We start from the raw sequence: 23,591 nt of genomic DNA on the forward strand, positions 1-23,591 counted from the left end.
GAGCCGTGCGGCTGCGCACCGAGTACCTGGACCGGCCGCTCGGACTGGGCACGGCGTCCCCGCGAGTGTCCTGGAACTGCGAAGGCGGAATCACCCAGACCGCATACCGCGTCCGCGCAACCCGCGACGGCGAAACCGTCTGGGACACCGGAACCGTCCGATCCGACCGGATGACGCACATCCCCTACGCCGGCGCACCCCTGCGAAGTCGGGACCGGGTGGAATGGTCCGTGACCCTGTGGGACGAGCAGGGTGAGGCCGGGGAGCAGTCGCAGTCCTGGTTCGAGTTGGGCCTGCTCGACCCCGCCGACTGGACGGCATCCTGGATCGCCGGCGACTACACCCCCAAGAGGAGCCGGCGTCACCCAGTCGACCACTTCCGCAAGTCCTTCCACACACACCCAGATCCGGTTCGGGCACGCCTCTACATCACGGCGTGCGGACTGTATGAGGCGCACCTGAACGGCCGCCGGGTCGGCGACGCGCAGCTCACGCCGGGGAGCACCGACTACCGGACCCGCCTTCACTACCAGGCGTACGACGTCACTGAGCTCCTGCGGCAGGAGAACCAGCTGGAACTCCAGCTCGCCGACGGCTGGTATCGCGGATCGATCGGATGCTTCGGCCCCACCAACGTCTTCGGGCGGCAGACGCGTGTGCTCGCCCAACTCGAGATCACCTTCGCCGACGGCACCCGCCACACCGTGGCCACTGGCCCTGAGTTCGCGTGGAGCAACGACGGCCCCATCCGGCTCGCCGACCTCAAGGACGGCGAGCGCGTCGACGCCCGAATGACGCCGAGCTACGCCGGCGCGGCGCGACCGGCGAAGGCCCCGGCACCCGTGCCGACAGCATCAGACAACGTCACCCCGCGCATGCGCGAGCGGTTGGTGCCGGAGCTCGTCACGACGCCGTCGGGACGTACGGTGCTGGACTTCGGTCAGAACATCGCGGGGTTTCTGGAGTTCCGGATCCACGCCAAGGCAGGGGACACGCTGGACCTGCGCTTGGGGGAGATCCTCGACGAGCAGGGCGAGTTCACCCAGGCGAACTTCCAGAAACGCAAACCGGCACGATCCTTTGGCAAGGTCGCCGAGGTGCTACTGATGACCGGCAAGGAGAACCTCCTGCGCGGCCCGACGCAGAACACCCCTGAGCAGCAGATCCACTACACCTGCCGCGACGGCGAGAACACCTACCGTACGCGCTTCGCGGTGTTCGGCTTCCGGTACGTGCTCGTCGAGACCGACCTCGAGATCAACCCGGAAGACTTCGCCGCGGTTGCCGTGTACTCCGACATGGAGCAGACAGGGTCGTTCGAGTGTTCGCATCCCGGGGTGAACCGGCTGCTGGAGAACACCCGGTGGAGCATGAAGGGCAATTTCCTTGACGTGCCGACCGATTGCCCCACGCGGGAACGGCTGGGCTGGACCGGCGACGCTCAGGTCTTCTTCCACACGGCGGCATACCTGATGGACGTCGCCGCCTTCTACCGCAAGTGGATCAGGGACCTGCAGGACAACCAAGCCCCCTCTGGCAAAGTGTCGGCGGTCGCACCGTACAACGGCTTCGGCATGCTCTACGAAAAGACGGGGGGATCGGTCGGCTGGGCCGACGCTGTCGTCCTCATCCCGTACCGATTCTGGAAGCGATACGACGATGAAGCGCTCCTGCGCGAGGCCTACCCGATGATGCGCGCGTATGCGCAATATCTCATCTCCATGGCTGGCCCCGAGAACCGCCGCGCACCGCTGGCTCACCCCGACGACGCCTACCTCTACGTGCGTGGCTTCCACCTGGGGGAGTGGCTCGAACCCGCCGAATTCCGCGACCACGTCGGCAAGAACGGCCCCCCGCGCACCGAGGAGGCCACCGCCTACCTGCACTACACGATGCGCCACCTCGCCGAGATCGCTGACGCACTGGACCATCCCGACGACGCGGCCACCTACCAGGAGTACGCAGAAGGTGCCCGTCGCGCCTATCAGCGGCATTTCCTCACCGCCGACGCGACGGACACCGACCGCCAGGCCAAGCTCGTTCGCCCGCTCGCGTTCGACCTCGTCGATGATATGAACCGCTCCAGAGTCGAGGACCGCCTGGTCACCGCCGTGGAGAAGCGCCACTACCGCGTCGGCACCGGGTTCCTCTCCACGCCCTTCGTCCTGCCGGTGCTCACCGACGCCGACCGCCCCGACGTGGCGTATCGGATGCTCGAAAACCGTCGCACGCCCGGCTGGCTCGCCGAGGTAGATGCCGGAGCCACGACGATCTGGGAGGACTGGGAAGGTGAGGCCAGCCACAACCACTACTCACCGGGGGCGGTCTGCCAATGGCTCTTCGACACCGTCGCGGGGATCCGCATCGAAGGAAGGAACCGCTTCCGGATCCAACCCACCCCGGGCGGCAGCCTCACCCATGCCTCCGCTCAATACCTGAGCCCGTACGGACCGGTCGCCGTCTCCTGGCGGAGAGCAGCCGAGCGAGTCGAGATCACAGCCACCGTCCCACCGAACACCACGGCAGAGATCGGTCTCCCAGACGGCACAACCCAGGTCGTACCCGCGGGCGTCCACCAATTTGCCTGCGCCGAGGCATTCCGACCACGAGAGGTCTCCCTGTGACATATACGAGCTTCCGCCCCGGACAGAAGTGGCTCGACACCAACGGTCGACCCATCCAGGCACACGGGTTCTCCGTCTTCGAGAAGGACGGCACCTACTACTGGTACGGCGAGAACAAAGAGCGCACCCGAGGCGGGCCGTTCAACACCGTGTGGCACTGGGGCGTGCGGTGCTACACCTCCCGAGATCTGTACAACTGGGAGGACCGCGGCCTGATCATCCCGCCGCAGCCGGACGACTTGCAGTCCCCCCTGCATCCCACCTACTGCGTCGACCGTCCGCACATCATCTACTCCGAAACAACCGGCAAGTACGTCGCGTGGCTCAAGGTCATGAGCGGACACACCAGCCAGTCGATGGCGATCATGCAAGCCGACGACTTCCTCGGGCCCTACGAATTCGTCACCCGCATCTACAAGCCGCTCGACATGGATGCCGGCGACTTCGCCCTCGCCACCGATCCGTCCACGGGCAAGGCGTACATCGTGTTCGACCGCCCCCACTTCGAACTCATCACCGCGACACTCACCGACGACCGCACCGCCGTCACCGGCGAATACTCCACCCACTACCCCGGACGTGTGCCACCGCAGACGCGCGAAGCCCCCGCCTGGTTCGAACGAGATGGCATCAACTACCTCTTCACCAGCGGCACCAGCGGATACTTCGCCAACCCCACAACCGTCTGCTCCTTCATCGACTGGCACGGCGAATACACCGACCTCGGCGACCCCTGCATCGGAGACGACACCCGCACGACGTTTTACAGCCAGATCACCTGCGTTCTGCGCGTCCCCACCACCGGGCAATACATCGCCATGGCCGACCGGTGGAAACCCGGCCCCCTGGGCCGGTTCGGCAGCCGCCACTACCAGCGCCTCATCGAGCGATCCTTGCAAGGCGCCCGCGGTGACACGTTCCGCAACCCCGACCGGTCGCCCCGAACCGTCCAGCCCCTGGCAGGGAAGAAGCTCCGGCATCCCGAGAACACCAGCATCGCCCGCTACGTCTGGCTCCCCATCGAATGGCACGGCGATAAGCCCGTGCTGCGGTGGCACGACGAATGGCGGCTGCAGGAGCCGAGCTGACCCGCCGAAGGAGCGCTCCCGCTCCGCAGAGGAAAGACGAAACCATGACTCTGAAGACGCTTACAGCCAAGACTTCGATCAGCGACTGGCTGACCCATCCGGTTGGTGGACATGTCCTTCGGGGGTTCCTCGAACGGGCAGGCACGAGCGCCGACAGCCTGGCTCCCATCCAGAGTCTGCCGTTGCAACAACTCGTCGAGCTCAGTCGGGGGCAGATACCCGAAGACGCGATCGACGCGCTCGTGCTCGCTGCCAACGATGGGATACTTCCGGACAGCAATGATGAAGATGTCTGGATCGAACGTGTCACCCCCGGAAGGTTCAACGGCAAGACCGTCATCGTCACCGGCGCGGCATCCGGGATTGGGAAGGCCACTGCGTCTCGCGTTGCACGCGAGGGTGGTCGCGTCGTGGCCGTAGATGTATCGGCAGAGCGTCTCGACGACCTGCTCGAAGGGCTGGGCGGTCTTGACCTCGTCGCCGTGGAGGGCGACATCACAGACCAGGAATCAGTCGACTCGATCGTCGCCGCTACGAGCGGCCGCATTGACGGCCTCGCGAACATTGCAGGCATCAACGACGACTTCTCACCTCTCGCCGAGACGACCGACGCTATGTGGGACCGTGTCATTGGCGTGAACCTCACCGGCACCTTCAAGCTGTCTCGCGCCGTGCTCCCTTTGATGGTCGAAGCGGGTCGGGGTTCCATCGTGAATGTGGCGAGCGAGGCCGGACTTCGGGGCAACGCGTCGGGCAACGCGTACACCGTGTCCAAACACGGCGTCGTCGGGCTGACCAAGTCCGCGGCCTTCATGTACGGCCCCGCCGGCGTGCGCATCAACGCCGTCGCTCCTGGGGGAGTGGCGACCGGAATCCCATTCCCGCCTAACCTGTCCGAGACGGGAAGTCAGCGACTCCGGCCCTTCCAGTCGCAGATCCCGGTCGCCACTGCGGAGCAGCTGGCCGCGTCCATCTCGTTCTTGCTGTCTGATGACGGTGTGAACATCAACGGCGCGATCCTCGCGAGCGACGGCGGCTGGTCCGTCCAGTAGCTGCGGCCTACCACTCTCCCCACACGGACGGAGCGCCTCTGCATCGTGATGCATCCGGCGCTGTGGTAGCGGTCTGCGCATCATGCGGTAGCAGTGGACCGGCAGCGATGGCTGCCGATTAGATCTCACACGCTGATAGGGGCCCTGCGGGAGCCGTTATGGAAGGCCGATTGAATGCTCTTCTCCCTTCAACTCGCGGTTTATTGCGCAACGCTCTTGGCGCGCCCACCGCATGGCGAATAGCGTGCACAGACACCGGACGGAGTTCTTCTGAGTGCATCGGTTCTGCGGACACGTGCCAGAGGGTCCAGTTTGGTCTGAGCCTGCCCGGGAAGGTCCCTGGGGCGTGCTTCAGAAGAAGGCCCGAGCACGAACTCCGAGATTGAAGGGGAGCACAATGAGGCGCGCAATCGTCACCGGCGGTATCAGTGGGCTTGGAGCGGCGACCGCCGCTCGACTGCGTGCCGACGACGTCCAGGTCATCACCGTCGATCGTTCCGCCGGCGCTGACCAGACGCTCGACATCACCGATGCGGCTGCAGTGGCCGCGCTCGCTGAGCGCGTCGGCGACGTCGACATCCTCATTAACTCGGCTGGCATCGTCGGTCCCAACATCGCACTGTTGGACACTGATCCGGACGACTGGCGCCGAACCTTCGAGGTCAATGTGCTGGGCACTGTGGCGATGATGCAGGCGTTCACTCCCGGCATGGTGGCTCGTGGGTGGGGCCGGGTCGTGAACTTCGCGAGCATGGCGGGCAAGGACGGCAACCCGAACCTGAGCGTGTACTCGGCGACCAAGGCGGCCGTCATCGCGCTCACCAAATCCGCTGGGAAAGAGCTCGCGACGACAGGTGTGATCGTCAACGCCATCGCTCCCGCAGTGATCGCAACGCCGATGAACGACTCCACAGCGCCTGACGTGCTTGCTCACATCACTTCGCTCATTCCGATGAAGCGAGTCGGTGAAGCGCACGAGGTTGCCGAGCTGGTCGCTTGGCTGGCGTCGGACAAGGTGTCGTTCTCGACCGGCGCTGTCTATGACATCAGCGGTGGCCGCGCGACGTACTGACGGCCCCGAGGAACGAACCGAGCGTAGACATGAATGAGCAGCGCAGCTCGCAGTGGTATGCGGGTGATGACCGCAATGCGTATATCCATCGGGCGTGGATGCGGCGAGGTGTGCCGGGGTCGGCGTTCGAGGGCCGGCCGCAGATCGCGATCGCGAACACGGCGTCCGATCTCACGCCGTGCAACAGTCACCTGGATGAGGTGGCGCAGTCGGTGAAGAACGGCATCTACGAGGCCGGCAGCATCCCTCTGGAGCTTCCTGTCGTGTCGCTGGGGGAGACGCAGGTGCGTCCGACGGCGATGCTGTGGCGCAACATGGCGGCGATGGCGACGGAAGAGATGCTGCGCGCGAACCCGATCGACGGGGTCGTGCTGCTGGGCGGGTGCGACAAGACGATCCCTTCGCTGCTGATGGCCGCAGCGTCCGTCGACCTCCCCGCGGTCGTCGTGCCCGGCGGGCCCATGCTCACCGGTCACTTCCGCAACGAGGCGCTGGGCTGCGGCACCGATGTGTGGCGGCTGTCGGAGGAGGTCCGCGCCGGCACCCTGAGCGAGGCGATGTTCCTCAAGTCCGAGTCGTCGATGATCCGGTCCAAGGGCCACTGCAACACGATGGGCACGGCGTCGACGATGGCGCTCGTGGCCGAAGCGCTCGGCGTCGTCGTGCCGGGGGTCGCGGGAACCCCCGCGCCGGACGCGCGGCTCCTCGAAGCGGCACACGAAACCGGTCTGCTCGCCGTGCAGCTCGTCGCGGACGACCGGCGCCCCTCGACCTTCCTGACGAAGGCGAACTTCCACAATGCGATCGTCGCGCTCGCCGCGATCGGCGGATCGACCAACGCGGTCGTGCATCTCCTGGCGATCGCGGGACGCCTGGGGATCGAGCTCACGGTCGACGACTTCGACCGGATCGGGGCCGAGGTGCCGCTGCTGGTGAACCTGCAGCCCGCGGGCCGGTTCCTGATGGACGACCTGTATCGGGCGGGCGGGTTCCTGGCCGTCATGCGCGAGGTCCGCGACCTGCTCGACCCGGACGCGCTGACCATCACCGGCCGGCCGTTCGTGTCGTACCTCGAAGACGCGCAGATCTGGGACGCCGAGGTCATCGCGCCCCGCGACACCCCGTTGCTGCCTGCGGCGGGCATCAGCGTGCTGCGGGGGAGTTTGGCACCAGGCGGCGCGATCATCAAGCCTGCGGCGGCCTCCGCTCATCTCCTGAAGCACCGCGGCCGGGCAGTGGTGTTCGACTCGATCGAGGACTTCCACGCCCGCATCGACGACCCCGGCCTAGACATCGACGAGAACAGCGTCATGGTGCTGCGCGGCTGCGGCCCCAAGGGCTACCCCGGCATGCCTGAGGTCTCCAATATGCCGCTGCCCGCGAAGCTGCTCGAGAAGGGCGTGCGCGACATGGTTCGCATCTGCGACGGCAGGATGTCGGGCACCGCCTACGGCACCGTCATCCTGCACGTCACCCCCGAAGCCGCCGCCGGCGGGCCGCTCGCCCTCGTGCAGACGGGCGACTGGATCAACCTCGACGTCCGCGCGGGACGCCTCGACCTCGACGTCCCCGCCTACGAACTGGCCGTCCGCACCCCGAACCAGGCCACCCTCGACGGGTACGCCAAGCCCCGCCGCGGGTGGGAGCGGCTCTACGTTGATCACGTGCTGCAGGCCGACCGAGGCGCCGACCTCGACTTCCTCGTCGGCTCGTCCGGATCGAAGGTGTCACGTGAGTCGCACTGAACGCCGCGTCGGAAGCGGGGGATCCGCGACGCTCGCCCCGGTCGACCCCGCGCTGATCGCCGCAATCGAGGCCGTCGGCGCGGCTGTCGGCACGCGGGCGACTGATCGCCTGGCCTCCGCCCACGACGCGTCGCACTACCTCCTCACTCCACAGGCGGTGGTGACGCCCAAGGACGTCGACGAGGTCGCCCGGGTGATGGCGGTCGCCGGCGCGGCCGGGGCGCCGGTGACCTTCCGGTCCGGCGGGACGAGCCTTTCTGGGCAGGCAGGCACCGATCAGTTGCTGCTCGACACCCGTCGTCACTTCCGCCGCATCGACGTGCTCGACGCCGGCGACCGGGTGCGGGTGCAGCCGGGCGCGACCGTGCGGGCTGTCAACACACGGCTGGCACGTCATCGCCGCAAGCTTGGACCGGATCCGGCCAGTGAGATCGCGTGCACGATCGGCGGCGTGATCGCGAACAACTCCTCTGGCATGTCGTGCGGTACTCACGCCAACGCGTACCGCACGCTCGAATCCGCGGTGCTTGTGCTGCCGTCGGGCACCGTCATCGACACTGGCGCCCCTGGCGCCGCTGGCCTGTTGCGGCAGAAGGAGCCCGCGATCTACGAGGGGCTCGAACGCCTGCGGGACCGGATCCGCGGCAACCCCGGGTCGGTCGAGCGTCTTCAGACTCTGCACTCGATCAAGAACACGATGGGGTACGGCCTGAATGCGTTCCTCGATAACGACACGCCTCTTGAGATCCTCGAGCATCTTGTGGTCGGTTCCGAGGGCACGCTCGCCTTTGTTGCTGAGGCGACGTTCCGGACGCTGCCCGTCAGGCCCCACGCCGCTACAGGCTTGCTGATCTTCGCCGGTCTCGCGGATGCGACCGCCGCACTGCCGGCGCTCATCGAGGCGGGCTTCGCGACGATCGAGCTCATGGATGCCGCATCCCTTCTCGTCGCCCAGCGTGACCCGGAGGCGACCGCGGAGCTGGCCGGCCTGGTCGTCGCCGAGCACGCGGCGCTGCTGGTCGAGTTCCAGGAAGAGACCGCCGCGGCCTTGGACGCCCGCCTCAGCGCTGCAGCGCCGGTGCTCGCGGACCTGCCACTCGTCGACAGCGCGGAACTGACGACGGATGCCGCGACCCGCGCGCAGCTCTGGCACATCCGGAAGGGTCTGTTCACCGCGGTGGCCGGTGCGCGGCCGTCCGGTACGACGGCGCTCCTGGAGGACATCGCCGTCCCGGTCGACCGGCTGGGCGAGACGTGCGAGCGCCTGATCGAGCTGTTCCATGCGCACGGCTACGAGGGCAGCGTGATCTTCGGGCACGCGAAGGACGGCAACATCCACTTCCTCATCAATGAGCGCTTCGACGACGAGACGCTGCTGGCCCGATACGAGGCCTTCACAGAAGACATGGTGAGCCTCGTCCTCGGGCAGGGCGGCACGCTGAAGGCCGAGCACGGCACGGGGCGGATCATGGCCCCGTTCGTGCGGCGCCAGTACGGCGACGAGCTCTACGACGTGATGTGGGCGGTCAAGCGCCTCATCGACCCCGGCATGAGCCTCAACCCGGGAGTTCTCCTCACCGAGGATCCCGAGGCGCACACGAAGCACCTCAAGACGGCCCCGACGGTCGAGTCCGAGGTGGACCGCTGCGTGGAGTGCGGCTACTGCGAACCGGTGTGCCCGTCAAAGGACGTCACCCTCACTCCGCGGGAGCGGATCGTGCTGCGCCGCGAGCTCCAGCGCGCCCGCGACAGCGGCGACAAGCTCCTCGCCGCTGCACTGGAGCAGGAGTACGACTACGACGGGGTGCAGACGTGCGCGGTGGACGGCATGTGCCAGACGGCGTGCCCGGTGCTCATCAACACCGGCGATTTGGTGAGGCGCCTGCGCGCAGAGAGCCAGGGTGCGGTTGCGCAGGCCGCGTGGAAGGTCGCGGCGAGGCAGTGGGATGCTGTCAGCGCCGCCGGCGGCGTCGCGATGACCGTCGCAGATGCCCTTCCCACCGCTGTCCCGGCGCTGGCGACGAAGCTCGGTCGCGGCATCCTCGGCACCGACACTGTCCCCCTCTACACGGCAGACCTCCCGCGGGGCGGCACACGGAGGCGAGTCGTGGACGCGCCGGAACCGTCCGCCGTCTTCTTCTCGTCCTGCACGAACACGATGTTCGGTCCCGTCGGAGGTGATGGCGCTGCGGAGTCGTTCCTGCGGCTGTGCGAACGAGCAGGCGTTGCGGTGAGCACGCCCGACGACCTGCCGTCGTTGTGCTGCGGCACCCCGTGGAAGTCGAAGGGACTCACGGGCGGCTATGCCGAGATGACCGCCCGGGTCTCGGCGTCGCTGCATCGCGCGACCGACGGCGGCCGCATCCCCGTCGTCTGCGATGCCTCATCCTGCACGGAAGGCCTGGAAGTGCTGCTCAACGCCGCCGAAATGCGCGGCATCGAGGTGCTCGACGCCGTGGCGTTCGTCGACCAATACGTGCTCCCCCGTCTGCCGGAAGGGCGGAAGGTCCGCTCGATCACCCTGCACCCCACCTGCTCCTCCACGCGCCTGGGCGTGAACCCCGCGCTCACGAGAGTCGCGGCCGCGGCCGCCGAAGCCGTCGTGATCCCCGACGAGTGGGGATGCTGCGCCTTCGCCGGAGACCGCGGGATGCTGCATCCCGAACTCACCGCAGGCGCCACCCGCCGCGAAGCCGATGATGTGACGGCCGCCGCCTCAGATGCGCACGCCTCGCTCAACCGCACGTGCGAGCTCGGCATGACCCGCGCCACGGGGCACCCGTACCGGCACATCCTCGAGGTGCTCGACGACACTTTCGCGGAGTCGTCCTCGTGAGCGCGCTGGAGCGGGTGCCGCTGCTGGGCGTTCCGCGTGTCGCGACGCCGATCTCGCATCACCTCGGGGAAGGGCCGGTCTGGGATCCGATCCGCGGCCGCGTGCTGTGGGTCGACATCACGGCCGGTGTCGTCTACGCAGCCCGCTTCTCGTACGGTGGCGCGATCGAGATCGAGGAGCGCGTCGCCTTCCCCGATGTCGCGGCCGCTGTCGCCGTCTCGGCGACAGGCGAGTGGCTGGTCGCCGGCGCTCACCGGCTCTGTGTGCGCCACCGCGACGGATCGATCACCACCGGCCCCGATCTCATCGACGGAGCGGATCGGCGATTCAACGACGGCAAGCCCGACCCGGCCGGGCGCTTCCTCGTCGGCACAAAGGGGCCGGGGCCCGAGCTGCTTCTGCGACTCGGCGCCGACGGGCGGGCGACGGTCCTCGACGGGGACCTCGGCCTCTCGAACGGCCTCGCCTGGACCTCGGACGGGCGCACGCTGTACTCCATCGACACGACCAGCCGGCGGATCCACGCCCGCTCGTACGATCCCGTCTCCGGAACGACCGGCGAGCGACGCGTGTTCCTCGAGGTGGACGCCGGGTTCCCCGATGGGATGACCACAGACACGGAGGACCACCTGTGGGTCGCGCTCTGGGGTCAGGGCTGTGTGGTCCGGATCTCGCCCGACGGCGAGATCGTGGGTCGGGTGGACGTCCCAGCCCCCCACACGTCGTGCCCGGTGTTCGCCGGACCAGACCTCGACACCCTCGTGATCACCACCGCGACCGAGGGTATGACGCGAGAGGACATCGCCGCGCATCCGCTGTCCGGTCGCCTCTTCACCGTCCGAACAGGACACCGAGGCATCGCCCCGCATCTCTGGGCTGGAACCCGTCCGCCCACGACTTCCCTGGAGGAAACAGCATGAAGCTCCTGCGCATCGGCGCCCCCGGCGCCGAGATGCCCGCCGCGCTCGTCGGCGAGAGCCGCTACGTCGACCTGTCGGATGTCGTCGCCGACTTCGACGAGGCCTTTTTCGGCTCGGGCGGGCTCGACCGGATCGCGCCGATCGTCGCCGAGCGCGCCGCGACCGGCGGGGAGCCGATCGGCGACCAGCGCATCGGCGCCCCGATCGCCCGCCCGCACCAGATCATCTGCGTCGGCCTGAACTACTCCGATCACGCTGCCGAGACCGGCCAGGCGGTTCCGTCGGAGCCGATCCTGTTCACGAAGTCGCCGAACACCCTCGTCGGCCCGAACGACGACGTCCGCATTCCGCGGGGCGCGACGAAGCCGGATTGGGAGGTCGAGCTGGGCATCGTGATCGGCAAGCGGACCAGCTATCTCGACTCGGTCGACGAGGCGCGGGACCACATCGCGGGGTGGGTGCTCGTCAACGACGTGTCGGAGCGGGCGTTCCAGATGGAGCGCGGCGGACAGTGGCTCAAGGGCAAGTCTGCCGAGACGTTCAACCCGGCGGGCCCCTGGCTGGTCACGCAGGACGAGGTCGCCGATGTCACGGACCTGGGCATGTGGCTCGACGTCAATGGCGTGCGTCGCCAGACCGGATCGACGTCGACGATGATCTTCGACCCGTTCTTCATCGTGCACTACATCAGCCAGTTCATGGTGCTCGAGCCCGGCGACCTCATCAACACCGGCACCCCGCCCGGGGTCGGCATGGGCTTCACCCCGCAGGTCTGGCTGCAGGCGGGCGACGTCATGACGCTCGGCATCGGCGGCCTCGGCGCGCAGCGCCAGACCGTGCTGGCGCCCCGATGAGGGCGCTCGTCATCACCGGTCCGCACCGGGCGGAGGTGCAGGACGTCGCGCCGCCGACCGCCGCGCCCGGCGAGGTGGTCGTCGACGTGAAGCGCGCCGGAATCTGCGGGACAGACATCGAGCTGTTCACCGGCGAGATGGCGTACTACCACTCGGGGCACACCACCTTCCCCGTGCGGATCGGGCACGAATGGATGGGTGTCGTCTCCCGGATCGGAGACGGGGTGGATGCCTCGTGGCTGGGCGCCCGGGTCACCGGCGACACGATGCTCGGCTGCGGCGAATGCCGTCGCTGCCGAAGCGGACTGCAGCACGTGTGCGAGACCCGCGGCGAGCTCGGCATCCGCGACGGCCGTCCCGGCGCCCTCGCCGAACAGGTCGCCGTGCCCGTCACGTCGCTGCACCGGCTGCCCGACACGGTCGACGACGCGATGAGCGCCATGGTCGAACCGGGCGGCAACGCCTACCGGTCCGTCGAGGCCGCGAACCTCCGACCCGGCGACCGATGCCTCGTCCTCGGCCCCGGCACGATCGGGCTGCTGTGCGGGCTGTTCGCCCGCGCCGCGGGCGCCGAAGTGCACCTTCTCGGCCGCAGCGAGCGCTCCCTCGCCTTCGCCCGGACGATCGGGTTCGACAATGTGTGGACCGAGGAAACCCTTCCCGACCTGCCGTGGGACGCCGTGATCGAGGCATCGAACGCGCAGCATCTGCCGGCGAAAGCGCTCGAGCTGGTCGAGCCGGGGAGGCGTGTGGTGTATGTCGGACTCGCGGGTAGCGCGAGTCTGATCGACACTCGTGAGCTGGCACTGAAGGATGTAACCGCTGTCGGCGTGCTCAGTGCCTCGCCCGGACTCGCGGGGACGATCAACGCTTACGCGGCGGGTGGCGTCGATCCGCGGCCGCTGATCGCGGCCACAGTGTCACTCGAGGAGCTTCCCCGCATCCTGGCGGAGGGCCGGCCGGACACAGCCGGTCCGGGGCCGAAGTTCCACGTGGCCATCGGTCGATGACTGTGCGCTGGAGTTTGCGCAAAAGAACTCGGCTCGATTGATCGGGTGTGAGCGGTCACCGTAGCGTCGGTGCCTGTTCGCCCTGCACCACCCCTCGCCTGGGGCGTTCGCCGTCGCGATGGTCGCGGCGGCAACCACCGATGACGTTGGAGGAATCAGTGCCCAGATCCGTCCTCACTCGCCGAGCGCCACTGGCGCTCGGCGTTGCGATCGCGATCGTCGCCGCCGTACTGCCCGCGGCGACCGCATCCGCCGAACCAGCCCCGTGTACTCAAGCCGGGTCGGGCGCCCCAATGATCGTGACCCCGGACTGCGTGGATCCGCGCTTCAATCGTCCGGTGATCGACGCCGAATCGGATGAGACCTCACCGGTCCCGCATCACCGCGTGTCCGGACACTTCGAGGGCACGAACATCCAGTTCAACATCTATCTGCACTCCGCGGTCGACAAGGGAAAGTGGGAGGGCCGGTTCTTCCAGTACACCTACCCCACCGTGTTCGTCGCGGGGGCGAGTACTGCGCGCGCCGACGACCGCGCGATCGGCTTCGCACTGGCGAGCGGCGGCTACGCCGTCCAGGCGGGCAACGGCTCCGTCTCGGTGGGATACCGGCATGATGCGGCTGCCGCGAAGTTCGCGGAGACCGTCGCCGCGGCGTACTACGGCAGCACCCGCCCGATCTATGGCTACCTGTATGGTCCCAGCGGCGGTTCGTTCCAGACCGTCGGCGCTGCCGAGAACACCGAGGGCGTCTGGCAGGGGTTCGTGCCGATGGTGCAGGGGGTCCCTACGCCCTCGAGCTACAACTTCAATGGCCGCGCGGCAGCTGAGCTGATCCTCAACGACAAGGCTGACGAGATCCGCGACGCCATCCTTCCTGGCGGCAGTGGAAACCCGTATGCGACGCTCGACGCTGCAGAGACCGCCATGCTCAAGGAGATGCTGGCGCTGGGCATCCCATTGAAGGGATGGGAGAACCCGGACTACCTGCTCGGCTACGACCCCGCCTACTTCGGGGGAGGTCTCGACTCCGACTCGCCCCTCTCCTACGACCCGACCTATGTCGACGACTTCTGGAATGCACCGGGCTACCTCGGCACCGAGGACAGCGCCCTCGGCACCCGTGTTCGCGCCGAGCTCGCAGAAATGGGCGACACGATCGGGCACCGGTGGAACATCGCCAAGCGGTTCGCGTACCGCTACCAGCTGCCGCCGGTCGACCAGGGCTGGATCGGGCTGGATCAGTTCCGCAAACCCGATGGCACGCCGCTGTATCCCCAGCGCGCGGTGGGCGAGCCCGCCTCATTCCGAGCGGTATCGGGCAATGCCGCGTTCGACGGGTCGATCACCGGCAAGATGATCGTCGTATCCAATCTGTACGACAGTGACGCCCTGCCGTGGCACACCGACTGGTACCGCAAGCGCGTAGAAGCCGCGCTCGGGGCGGCGGCGACGGACAGCTACCGGGTCTACTTCACCGATCACGCCGACCATCAGGACGCGCCGCCGACAGGGCTGCGGGCTACGACGTTGGTGGACTGGTATGGCCAGGTCGAACAGGCTCTGCGCGATGTCGCCGCATGGGCGGAGGACGGCATCCCCGCCCCCACCTCGACCCGGTACTCCGTCAACGAGGCGCAGATCATCGTGCCAGCGTCGGCCGGCGAACGGCAGGGCATCCAGCCGACGGTGGACCTCGTGTCGCGCGGCGACGATTCGATCACCGCCAAGCCGGGCAAGTCTGTGCCTCTCGTGGCGACCGCCCGCACACCTGTCGGCGGCGGCAAGATCATCGCCGCCGAGTGGGACTGCGAGGGAGACGGCACATACGTCGGCGGGACGCTCGCCACGCCCCAGAAGGTAGCGGCGCTCACCACCAAGTGCAGCTTCGCTCAGCCCGGGACGTATTTCGTCAGCGTCCGCGTGACGGCAGAGCGCGGTGGTGACGTAAACGCCAAGTACGCGCTCCTGCACAACATCGATCGGGTTCGCGTGATCGTTGCCGACTAGACGATGGCGAGAGGATGCCCCGACCACCTGTGTGGTCGGGGCATCCGACTTTCGATCCGGGAACGAGGCGGTCAGGCCCGCCGCAACCGGATGGCCATGTAGGGCCGAGTGGGCAGATAGACGCGCGTCACACCTTCGTGGAGGCCGGGGACCTGCTGGATCGTCATGTTCCACGTATCGATCAGTTCGATCGACGCATTCATGCCTGCCGGGACCGAGACATCGCGGAACCGCGGCTGTTTTGCGCCGAAGTAGAGGACGCAGTATTCGCCGGCGACACCTCCCCAGGGCACGTCCCAATCGGACGGCAACGGGTCGAGTCGATGGGTCGGGGAGTCCGCGACGATCCTCCGAAGGAACGCGATTCGCGCAGGGCTCCGGCCTACGAGCGTCCCGCCCTTCGACCAGAAGATCTCCTCGTCCTCACGATGGAAGGTCTCACCGTGCGTCAGATAGCCGCCGCGCACGGTTGCGCTCCAGAACCTCTCGACGACCTCCTCGGCGGTCAGGTTTCCCCATCCCTGGTCGAGGTCGCCCTCATAACCGAGCTCGTCGACGATGACGGGCTTGCCCCAGGTGTAGCGACATTCGTCGATCTTCTGGCCGAGTTCCCGATCGCCGCGCTGGATACTGGCGTGCGTCGCCCATCCGATTGTGTAGTCGAACAGCTCAGACCAGTTGTGGATGGATAGCAGATGGCCGACGTGATCCTCGCGAGTAACGACTTCGGCGATGTGGTGCCAGTCCTCCGGGCGCTTCGTCGTCAGCAGCTCGTACTCGTTGGCCAACGACCACCACACGTTCGGCAATCCGGAGAGACGTCGCACGATGTAGGTCAGGTACCGTTCGTCCGCCACGCGGCCGAGTCGGCTGAAGCCCCAACGATCATAAGGATGGAAGAGGATGATGTCTGCTTGGATGCCGAGCTTGTCGAGTTCGACGATGTTCTCCTCCAGGCGCCGGAAGAACTCGATGTCGAAACGCTCGGTGTCCCACGTGCCGTCGTTCCTTCTGCGAAACGCGAAATCGTCGGGCTCGTTCGAGTTGTAGAGGAAGCTCTTGGGGAACACGCACATGCGCAGTTTGTTGAACGGTGCCGCCGCGAGGCTTTCGAGGGTACGGGCCTGCAAGTCTGCCGGCTGGTGTATCCACGCGTAGGCGGTGGTGCCTACGGGAGTGAAGACCTCCCCGTTCGCGTGGGCGAATGCAAATTGGTCGACTACGCGCACTGGTCCGGGATGAGTTGACCGCTTCACCACAACCTCGCCGCTGATCGCGTTGAGCGAGCGCGCGTTTGATCGCGTCGTCCATCGCCACGTACCGGCACGAGGTGGAAGGAAGCGGACGACAAAGCGCCCGTTGCCGTCGTAGAAGCCGCCGACGACGAGCGGATCCTCATCCAGCCTGAACTCGGCCGCGATCTCGACGTCGACGAAAGGGTTGCCGTGCGCGGGGCCAGAGAAGATCAGCTCGACCGGACGGTTGACTTCACCACCACCCACCTCAACCGCAGCAGAGCTCATAGGCACAGAGCCGGACTCGCAGTCGGAGCGCGGTACGACTGTCCGGGACTCCTCAAGCGGCGGCGTGGTGCTCTCGATCTCGCTGAGCGCCGCAATGACGGCTGCCGCTCGGGTGCGATCGGCGCCGAGAGCGAACTCGAGGAAGGGGCCGAGTGGGAATTCGCGCAGCTGCGCCGCCAACGAGGAGTGCAGGACTTCGGGCACGAGGGCCTCAAGAACCTGACTGGCTGCAGGGTTGTCGAGTGCCGCGCCGAAAGCGTCGTATCGATCGAAAGGCCGAGTCATGGGATTCCTCCATTGCCGAGCGGCACGCAACTCTGCGGCGCGTGACGCGGCGAGCCTAGTGTCGCCGCCTTCCGCCGACGGCCGCCGCGGGCGATTTGCGCAAACGGGCGCTACCGCGCCGATGTCGGAGGGGCGGCTCTGGTCGAGCCGCGCACAATCAGCTCGCACGGAAGCTCGATGCGCTCGAAGCTCGCGTCCTCATGACGGCGAAGCTCTGCGGCAATCTCAACGGCCCTGGCCGCCATTGCTCGCAACGGCTGCCGAACCGATGTCAGCGGCGGGGTCGCTCTGGCCGCTCGGGGCTCGTCATTGAAGCCGACTACCCCGATGTCATCCGGGATGCTGCGACCCAGCTGGGCTGCGGCCCGATACACCGCCAACGCCATTTCGTCGTTGCAGGCGAACACGCCCACGGAAGAACGGTCGCCAGCGATCGCCCGAAGCATCTGCTCGGTCAAGGGGGCGTCTGTCCATTCGGAGTTGACTCGGACGACGTCCAGCCCGACCGTATCGGCGATCGCCTGGCGGAAACCCTCCTCGCGGGCGCGCCCGAAGCGGTAGCGCGGTTCGCCCGTGACGATGACGAATCGGGAGTACCCGCCCGACGCAAGGTGTGCGCCCGCGTCGTATCCTCCTTGCCAATCCGTCGTGCCCACGCTCGCGAGCGCTCCTTCTGGGTCGGATCTCGGCTCGAGCAGCACAATCGGAATGCGGAGCCCGCGCAACTCGTCGAGCTGACGCGCTGTCGGTCGGATGATGCCGATCACCACACCCGAGGGGCGGCGGGTCGCCACGCGGGTCGGCCAGTCGTCGGTGGGCTCTGATCGCTCGAGGGTGAGAACGAGATCGAATCCCAGCCGGAAGGCCGCCTCCCGAGCACCGGTCGTCATCGCGTCAGTCCACGCGTCGTCGAAGCTGCCGAGGACGAACTCGATCAGTCGGGGATCCAGAGTCGTGGGCCGTCCTCGCATGACGTTGCCGCGGTCGTATCCGAGCTTCTGGGCAGCATCCGCAACCTTCTCGCGTGTCCGTCGGGACAGGTCTCCACGCCCGGCGAGAGCCCGCGAAGCTGTCGCAACAGACACGCCGGCTGCCTCGGCCACGTCCCGGAGGGTTACGGAAGCAGTCGGATCCATCGACACCCCTTCCGGCTTGCGCAAAATGAATCTGCCCCGAGCCTAGTCTTCGCAAGCAGCGCGGCAAGGGAGTTGTGCCCTGTTGTTCCCGGCCGGAACATTGGTGCTGACATGGGGATGCCAGAGCGCGGCCACTCCTGCGACCCCCGTACCGGCGGGTCGCTTTGCGCAATAATCGCATACTTCGTTGCTGGGTCGGAGAGCACTCTCTACCGTCACTTTCGGACGACCCGAACGTCATGGTCCTCCGCCCGACGGGCAGCACCGCCCGAGCCAAGAGACACAACAAAGGAGTTGCAATGCGATTCACACGACGCCGCATGGCTGCAGCGGTCGCGATCCCCGCGCTCGCCGCAGGCCTCGCGCTCAGCGCCTGCGCCCCCGGAGGGGGAGGGTCCGCCACCGGGGATGGCGCGAAGGACACGCTGGTCCTCGGCATGACCGCCGACATCCCGGGCCTCAGCGTTGCGATCCAGCCCAGCTATCAGGGCTGGTTCGCCGACGCCGCGTGGGACACGCTGCTCATCTGCGACGAGTTCGGCAAGCCGTCTGCGGAGATCGCCGAGGAGTGGGAGTACAACGACGACAAGAGCGCCGTCACGGTCAAGCTCCGAGAGGGCATCACATTCTCGGACGGCAGCGACCTCACGACGGAGGATGTCCAGGCTTCCTACGAGTTCATCGGTGAGAGCAACGGCAGGTTCGCCGATCTGAAGTTCGATTTCGCCGACGACTACAACATGACGATCACCTGGCCCCAGCCCACCCCGACGCTCGACCTCCTCCTCTGCGAGGCGAACATCACATCCGCCGAGTACGTCGCAGGGGATGAGCACGACACCACCATCGTGGGAAGTGGGCCTTACATCTACGAGCCGAGCAAGAGCACGCAGGCGTCGAGCTACACGCTGTCCAAGAACCCGGACTACTGGGACAGCGACACCTACCCGTACGAGACGCTCGAACTCAAGGTGTTCACCGACGCGACCGCTGGCCTCAACGCCCTGAAGACCGGTCAGATCGACGGGATCCTCGGCAGTTCGGCGACCATCGAAGAGGCGGAGAAGGCGGGACTGGAGGCGATCACCCTCCGAGGCACGACGACCCGACTGCTGCTCACGGATCACAATGGCGAGACGGTCCCCGCCCTCGGCGATGTGCGCGTCCGCCAGGCGATGAACATGGTCTTCGATCGCGATGCAATCGCCGAGGATCTGTATCGCGGCTACGCAGAACCGGCGTATCAGATCTTCCGGCCGGGGAGCAGCGCTTACCTGGAGGACCTCAGCGAGGACCCCTACCCGTACGACGTCGACGCGGCGAAGGCGCTCATGCAGGAAGCCGGTTACGAGGACGGGTTCACGCTCCAGATGCCGAACGTAGAGGGGGTCGGGCTAGACCTGCTGTTCCCGTACATCACGGAACAGCTTGCGCTCCTCAACATCACCGTCGAGCAGGTCAACCTGACGGGTCCGGACAAGTACACCGAGCTGCTGAGCGGTACCTACCCTGTTCCGCTGTGGCCGCTGGGCAATTACGGCGAGTCGATCAAGGACATCCAGGACTACATCCTGCCCGACGGCATCTGGAATGTGTCGCACCAGCCTGACGCGACGGTCGACGAGCTGTGGCAGACGATCCTCACGGGGACCGATGAGGAGCGGGTCGCCGCACAGCAGGAGATCAACCAGTACGTGATCGACCAGGCGTGGTTCGTCCCCATGGCGTACCCGGACGGTTTCTACCTCTACAGCGACGACATCAGCATCCCGACCATGTCGGACTTCTCAGCGCTGCACCCGCTCCTGCGGGACTTCCAGCAGAAGTAGGACCGGAGAGCCCCAGCTATGTTCCGCTACATCGCGACCCACCTGGTCCGCGCCCTCGGACTGTTCCTGATCGTGACGTTTATCACCTTCGCGGTCATGTTCACCGATGGCCTCGGCATCGCTCGATCCGTGCTGGGTCTGAGCGCGTCGGAGGAGCAGGTCGCGGCCAAGGCGGAAGAGCTGGGGCTCACCCGGCCGCTGATCGTCCAATATCTGGATTACCTGGCGGGCGTGGTGAGGGGCGACCTGAGCGCGTCGTTCCTCACCGGCCAGCCGGTCACCGAGGCGCTCGCCACGCGCATTCCGGTCACCCTCTCGCTCATCATCCTGACGATGATTCTCACCACGATCTTTGCGGTCGTCCTGGGGGCCACGGCAGCGCTTTACGGCGGCTGGGTCGATCGGATTCTGCAGTTCATCACTGTGCTGGGAGCGGCGGTCCCCGGGTTCATCATCGCGATGGGCTTGATCTTCGCGTTCGCGATCGCTGTCCCCATGTACCCGGCTACCGGGTACATCCGGCTGACAGACGATCCTCAGGGCTGGCTCTGGTCGCTGACGCTGCCCGTGATCTCTCTCCTGATCGGCACGATCGCCGCCTCGGCGGCCCAATTCAGGGGCTCGGTCGCCGACACTCTTTCCCAGGACTACGTGCGCACACTTCGATCCCGCGGCATCCCGTCGGCGCCGCTTCTCTTTCGCCACGTGCTGCGCAACGCGGCCGGCCCGGGCCTCATCGTCCTGAGCCTCACGATGCTGGGTCTGCTGGGAGCGGCCCTGTTCATCGAGGCGATCTTCGCGCTCCCCGGCATCGGCCAGCTGATCATCTCCGCTGCCCTTGCAGGTGACGTCCCCATGGTGATGGGCACGGTGATATTCGCGATGCTCCTCGTCCTCATCGTCAATCTCGCTGCCGACATCCTGGTCGGCATCCTGAACCCGAAGTCGAGGATCCGATGACCGTCGATCAGCATGACCTGGATCCCTCGGTCGACGGCACCGCCGCGCTGATCCGCAAGGGCGTCCGCCGCAACACCTTTGCGACTCTCCTGAAGAACCCCTTCGCCATCTTCAGCTTTGCGGTCCTCGCGGTCCTGATCTTCGTCGCGGTGACCGCCCCGTGGCTCGCGCCGTACCCGCCCAACGCCACGGACCTGGCCGGCGCGAACCAGCCTCCGTTCAGCGAAGGTCACATACTCGGTTCCGACCAGTCGGGCCGCGACATCCTGTCCCGCCTCATGTGGGGAACGCAGCAGACCCTTCTCGCGTGCGTCCTCGTGCTCGGCGTCTCTCTGCTGCTCGGCCTGACATTCGGACTGCTCGCCGGGTTCTACCGCGGCAAGATCGAGGCCGTCGCCAACTTCGTCTCGGATCTCGTGATGTCGCTTCCGGGCATCGCGATCATCATCGCGATCTTCACGCTCACCGGCCCCAGCATCCCCGTCTCCATGACCGCCTTCGGCGTGATCGTCGCACCGTCGTTCTACCGGCTCGTCCGTTCGGTCGTCATCTCCGTGCGGTCCGAGCTTTATGTCGACGCCGCGAAGGTCGTGGGCCTCTCGGACGTCCGCATCGTCGGCCGCCATGTGCTGTCCGCTGTGCGAGCACCCGTGATCGTGCAGAGCGCGTTCGTGCTCGCGACCGCTGTCGGCATCCTCGCGGGCGTGGACTTCCTCGGCCTGGGCAACCCGCGGGAGCCCTCCTGGGGTCGTGTGCTTGCGGAGGCGTTCGCGAACATCTACCTGGTCCCGGCCAACCTCGCGGCGCCGGCGATCCTCATCAGCGTGACGATTCTCGCCTACGTACTGCTGGGCAACGCGCTGCGCGACACCCTCCAGGCCTCAAATCGGAGTGCGGCACTCAAGCCCTCGCGCCGGCGCGCGCTTGTCCGCGCAGCTCAGGATGACCGAGTCGCCGGGACGCACGAGTACGGAGCGCCCGACGATGTCGTCCTCGCGATCCGCGGGCTGCGCGTCGGATATCCGACGACGGGCGACGAGGTGCGCGAGGTTGTGCACGGGGTCGAGGTTGAAGTCAGGCGAGGTGAGATCCACGGCCTCGTCGGCGAATCAGGCTCCGGCAAGTCGCAGATCGCGTTCTCTGTCCTCGGCCTCCTGCCGCGCGAGGCCGTCGTCCTCGGCGGAAGCGTCTTCTTCAAGGGGAAGGATCTTCTCGCCGATCCGGCGCGGATGCGCAAGGCGCGCGGCCGGCAGATCGCCTACGTGCCGCAGGAGCCGATGTCGAACCTCGACCCATCGTTCACCGTCGGCGCGCAGCTGGTCTACGGACTTCGCGCCGCCACCGGTGTCTCCAAGGCCGAGGCTCGCGCGCAGCTGGTCGCGCTGCTCGCTCGAGTCGGCATCGACGACCCAGAGCGCGTAATGCGTCTGTATCCCCACGAGATCTCTGGGGGCATGGCGCAGCGCGTCCTCATCTGCGGGGCAGTCGCGTCCAACCCGGAGGTCATCATCGCGGACGAACCCACCACGGCACTCGACGTCACCGTTCAAGCCGAGGTGCTCGAGCTGCTGCGCGAGCTCAGTGTGGAGCGTGGTCTGGCCATGATCATCGTCACCCACAACCTCGGGGTCGTCGCCGACCTCTGTGACCGGGTCAGTGTCATGAAAGACGGGCGAATCGTCGAGTCCAACGACGTGGACACCCTTTTCGCAGCTCCGAGCGACCCGTACACGAACGACCTGCTCGCCTCCTCACGCAAGGTCGAGATCATGGAGGTGATCGGCGATGAGTGACCAGCTGCTCGAGATCAAGAATCTCGTGGTCCGCTACGGCGGACGCCGCGGCGGCAAGACCGTCATTCAGGACGTCTCCCTCGGACTCAGGGCCGGCGAGACCGTGAGCCTCGTGGGCGAATCCGGATCGGGGAAGACCACAATCGGCCGCGCGATCCTCGGTCTCGCTCCCGTGAGCGGAGGGTCGATCGAGTTCCGCGGACAGGAGATCAGCAACATCTCGCGCTCTCGCCGGCGCCAGGTCGCCCGCGACATTCAGGTGATCTTCCAGGATCCCTACTCATCGCTGAACCCGTCCATGACCGTGGAGAGCATCCTCGTCGAGCCGCTCCGGGCCACCGGCGCCACCGCGGGCCGCGCACGGGTTCGTGAGCTGCTGGATGCTGTCGGCTTGCCGTCTGACGCCGGATGGCGGTATCCGCGCGAGTTCTCGGGCGGCCAGCGTCAGCGCATCGCCATCGCCCGCGCCCTCGCCCTCGAGCCGTCCGTGATCGTCTGCGACGAACCGACGAGTGCACTGGACGTCACAACGCAAGCGCGTGTCCTGACGCTCCTCGACGAGCTGCAGAAGGCGACCGGTGTGGCGTACCTCTTCATCAGCCATGACTTGGGCGTCGTTCAGGCGATCAGTGACCGGATCGCCGTGCTCAAAGGTGGCCAGATCGTCGAGATCGGCGATGCACGCCAGGTGGCCACCGCTCCGCAGCATCCCTACACCCAGAGGCTGCAGATGTCGGCCCCGATCGCCGACCCGCCCCGACAGCGCGCCCGGCGCGCTGCGCGGCTCGCTCGGTTCGGAGGCGACCCGGTCGCCGATGCCGCCGACACCTCGGCCGCGCCCGCATGAGCGGGATG

At 67.0% G+C, this 23,591-nt stretch carries 16 protein-coding genes; 14 read left to right on the forward strand and 2 right to left on the reverse strand.

Features of this window, described 5'->3' with window-relative positions; translation table 11 throughout:
- The first annotated feature begins 5 nt into the window (after positions 1–5).
- From ACFVSU_RS01710 to ACFVSU_RS01755, 10 genes are all read left to right on the forward strand, one after another.
- Positions 6–2,624 carry a family 78 glycoside hydrolase catalytic domain gene (locus ACFVSU_RS01710; protein WP_387137148.1) on the forward strand — a complete coding sequence of 873 codons (2,619 nt, stop codon included), beginning with the start codon at positions 6–8 and terminating at the stop codon, positions 2,622–2,624.
- Positions 2,621–3,712 (forward strand): family 43 glycosylhydrolase, encoded by a 1,092-nt coding sequence (locus tag ACFVSU_RS01715; protein ID WP_387137151.1) that lies wholly within the window; start codon positions 2,621–2,623, stop codon positions 3,710–3,712. Before ACFVSU_RS01710 ends, ACFVSU_RS01715 begins: the two co-directional genes overlap by 4 nt.
- A 44-nt stretch (positions 3,713–3,756) precedes the next feature.
- The gene (locus ACFVSU_RS01720) at positions 3,757–4,764 is read left to right on the forward strand and encodes an SDR family NAD(P)-dependent oxidoreductase (protein WP_387137154.1); all 1,008 of its coding nucleotides are present in this window, start codon (positions 3,757–3,759) and stop codon (positions 4,762–4,764) included.
- Between the two features lie 397 nt (positions 4,765–5,161).
- Positions 5,162–5,836, forward strand: coding sequence for an SDR family NAD(P)-dependent oxidoreductase (locus ACFVSU_RS01725; protein ID WP_387137158.1), 675 nt, complete (start codon positions 5,162–5,164; stop codon positions 5,834–5,836).
- A gap of 29 nt (positions 5,837–5,865) precedes the next feature.
- Positions 5,866–7,581: an IlvD/Edd family dehydratase gene (locus ACFVSU_RS01730; protein ID WP_387137161.1), complete on the forward strand. Its 1,716-nt coding sequence runs from the start codon at positions 5,866–5,868 to the stop codon at positions 7,579–7,581.
- Positions 7,568–10,417: an FAD-binding and (Fe-S)-binding domain-containing protein gene (locus ACFVSU_RS01735; RefSeq protein WP_387137164.1), complete on the forward strand. Its 2,850-nt coding sequence runs from the start codon at positions 7,568–7,570 to the stop codon at positions 10,415–10,417. Before ACFVSU_RS01730 ends, ACFVSU_RS01735 begins: the two co-directional genes overlap by 14 nt.
- Complete coding sequence (locus tag ACFVSU_RS01740) at positions 10,414–11,337, forward strand: SMP-30/gluconolactonase/LRE family protein (RefSeq protein WP_387137167.1); 924 nt, start codon at positions 10,414–10,416, stop codon at positions 11,335–11,337. The genes ACFVSU_RS01735 and ACFVSU_RS01740 overlap by 4 nt, the downstream gene beginning before the upstream one ends.
- Positions 11,334–12,191 carry a fumarylacetoacetate hydrolase family protein gene (locus ACFVSU_RS01745; RefSeq protein ID WP_387137170.1) on the forward strand — a complete coding sequence of 286 codons (858 nt, stop codon included), beginning with the start codon at positions 11,334–11,336 and terminating at the stop codon, positions 12,189–12,191. The genes ACFVSU_RS01740 and ACFVSU_RS01745 overlap by 4 nt, the downstream gene beginning before the upstream one ends.
- A complete protein-coding gene (locus ACFVSU_RS01750) occupies positions 12,188–13,201 on the forward strand; it encodes a zinc-binding dehydrogenase (RefSeq protein WP_387137173.1) in 1,014 nt (337 codons plus the stop codon). The genes ACFVSU_RS01745 and ACFVSU_RS01750 overlap by 4 nt, the downstream gene beginning before the upstream one ends.
- Before the next feature lie 338 nt (positions 13,202–13,539).
- Positions 13,540–15,210 (forward strand): hypothetical protein, encoded by a 1,671-nt coding sequence (locus ACFVSU_RS01755; RefSeq protein WP_387137176.1) that lies wholly within the window; start codon positions 13,540–13,542, stop codon positions 15,208–15,210.
- 71 nt (positions 15,211–15,281) lie between these two features.
- On the opposite strand, the gene ACFVSU_RS01760 is transcribed toward ACFVSU_RS01755, so the two are convergent.
- Complete coding sequence (locus ACFVSU_RS01760; protein ID WP_387137179.1) at positions 15,282–17,018, reverse strand: DUF5605 domain-containing protein; 1,737 nt, start codon at positions 17,016–17,018, stop codon at positions 15,282–15,284.
- Between the two features lie 110 nt (positions 17,019–17,128).
- Positions 17,129–18,121 carry a LacI family DNA-binding transcriptional regulator gene (locus ACFVSU_RS01765; protein WP_387137182.1) on the reverse strand — a complete coding sequence of 331 codons (993 nt, stop codon included), beginning with the start codon at positions 18,119–18,121 and terminating at the stop codon, positions 17,129–17,131.
- Positions 18,122–18,453: 332 nt separating this feature from the next.
- On the opposite strand from ACFVSU_RS01765, the gene ACFVSU_RS01770 reads away from it, so the two are divergent.
- The 4 genes from ACFVSU_RS01770 to ACFVSU_RS01785 are packed head-to-tail and all read left to right on the forward strand — an operon-like array spanning position 18,454 to position 23,583.
- On the forward strand, positions 18,454–19,983 hold the full coding sequence (locus ACFVSU_RS01770) for an ABC transporter substrate-binding protein (RefSeq protein ID WP_387137185.1): 1,530 nt from the start codon (positions 18,454–18,456) through the stop codon (positions 19,981–19,983).
- A gap of 18 nt (positions 19,984–20,001) precedes the next feature.
- Positions 20,002–20,943, forward strand: coding sequence for an ABC transporter permease (locus ACFVSU_RS01775; protein WP_387137188.1), 942 nt, complete (start codon positions 20,002–20,004; stop codon positions 20,941–20,943).
- Entirely contained in the window at positions 20,940–22,736 is a 1,797-nt protein-coding gene (locus ACFVSU_RS01780) for a dipeptide/oligopeptide/nickel ABC transporter permease/ATP-binding protein (RefSeq protein WP_387137191.1), read from the forward strand. Before ACFVSU_RS01775 ends, ACFVSU_RS01780 begins: the two co-directional genes overlap by 4 nt.
- On the forward strand, positions 22,729–23,583 hold the full coding sequence (locus ACFVSU_RS01785; RefSeq protein WP_387137194.1) for an ABC transporter ATP-binding protein: 855 nt from the start codon (positions 22,729–22,731) through the stop codon (positions 23,581–23,583). Before ACFVSU_RS01780 ends, ACFVSU_RS01785 begins: the two co-directional genes overlap by 8 nt.
- Positions 23,584–23,591 lie beyond the last annotated feature (8 nt).

The sequence above is a fragment of the Microbacterium sp. NPDC058062 genome, assembly GCF_042885375.1.
GTDB classification, from domain to species: domain Bacteria; phylum Actinomycetota; class Actinomycetes; order Actinomycetales; family Microbacteriaceae; genus Microbacterium; species Microbacterium trichothecenolyticum_C.

Bases quoted from the DNA above. Each gene is read 5' to 3' on its own strand.
- ACFVSU_RS01725 (WP_387137158.1), top strand. From the start codon at position 5,162: ATGAGGCGCGCAATCGTCACCGGCGGTATCAGTGGGCTTGGAGCGGCG.
- ACFVSU_RS01750 (WP_387137173.1), top strand. From the start codon at position 12,188: ATGAGGGCGCTCGTCATCACCGGTCCGCACCGGGCGGAGGTGCAGGAC.
- ACFVSU_RS01720 (WP_387137154.1), top strand. From the start codon at position 3,757: ATGACTCTGAAGACGCTTACAGCCAAGACTTCGATCAGCGACTGGCTG.
- ACFVSU_RS01780 (WP_387137191.1), top strand. From the start codon at position 20,940: ATGACCGTCGATCAGCATGACCTGGATCCCTCGGTCGACGGCACCGCC.
- ACFVSU_RS01745 (WP_387137170.1), top strand. From the start codon at position 11,334: ATGAAGCTCCTGCGCATCGGCGCCCCCGGCGCCGAGATGCCCGCCGCG.
- ACFVSU_RS01760 (WP_387137179.1), bottom strand. From the start codon at position 17,018: ATGACTCGGCCTTTCGATCGATACGACGCTTTCGGCGCGGCACTCGAC.
- ACFVSU_RS01770 (WP_387137185.1), top strand. From the start codon at position 18,454: ATGCGATTCACACGACGCCGCATGGCTGCAGCGGTCGCGATCCCCGCG.
- ACFVSU_RS01785 (WP_387137194.1), top strand. From the start codon at position 22,729: ATGAGTGACCAGCTGCTCGAGATCAAGAATCTCGTGGTCCGCTACGGC.
- ACFVSU_RS01730 (WP_387137161.1), top strand. From the start codon at position 5,866: ATGAATGAGCAGCGCAGCTCGCAGTGGTATGCGGGTGATGACCGCAAT.
- ACFVSU_RS01775 (WP_387137188.1), top strand. From the start codon at position 20,002: ATGTTCCGCTACATCGCGACCCACCTGGTCCGCGCCCTCGGACTGTTC.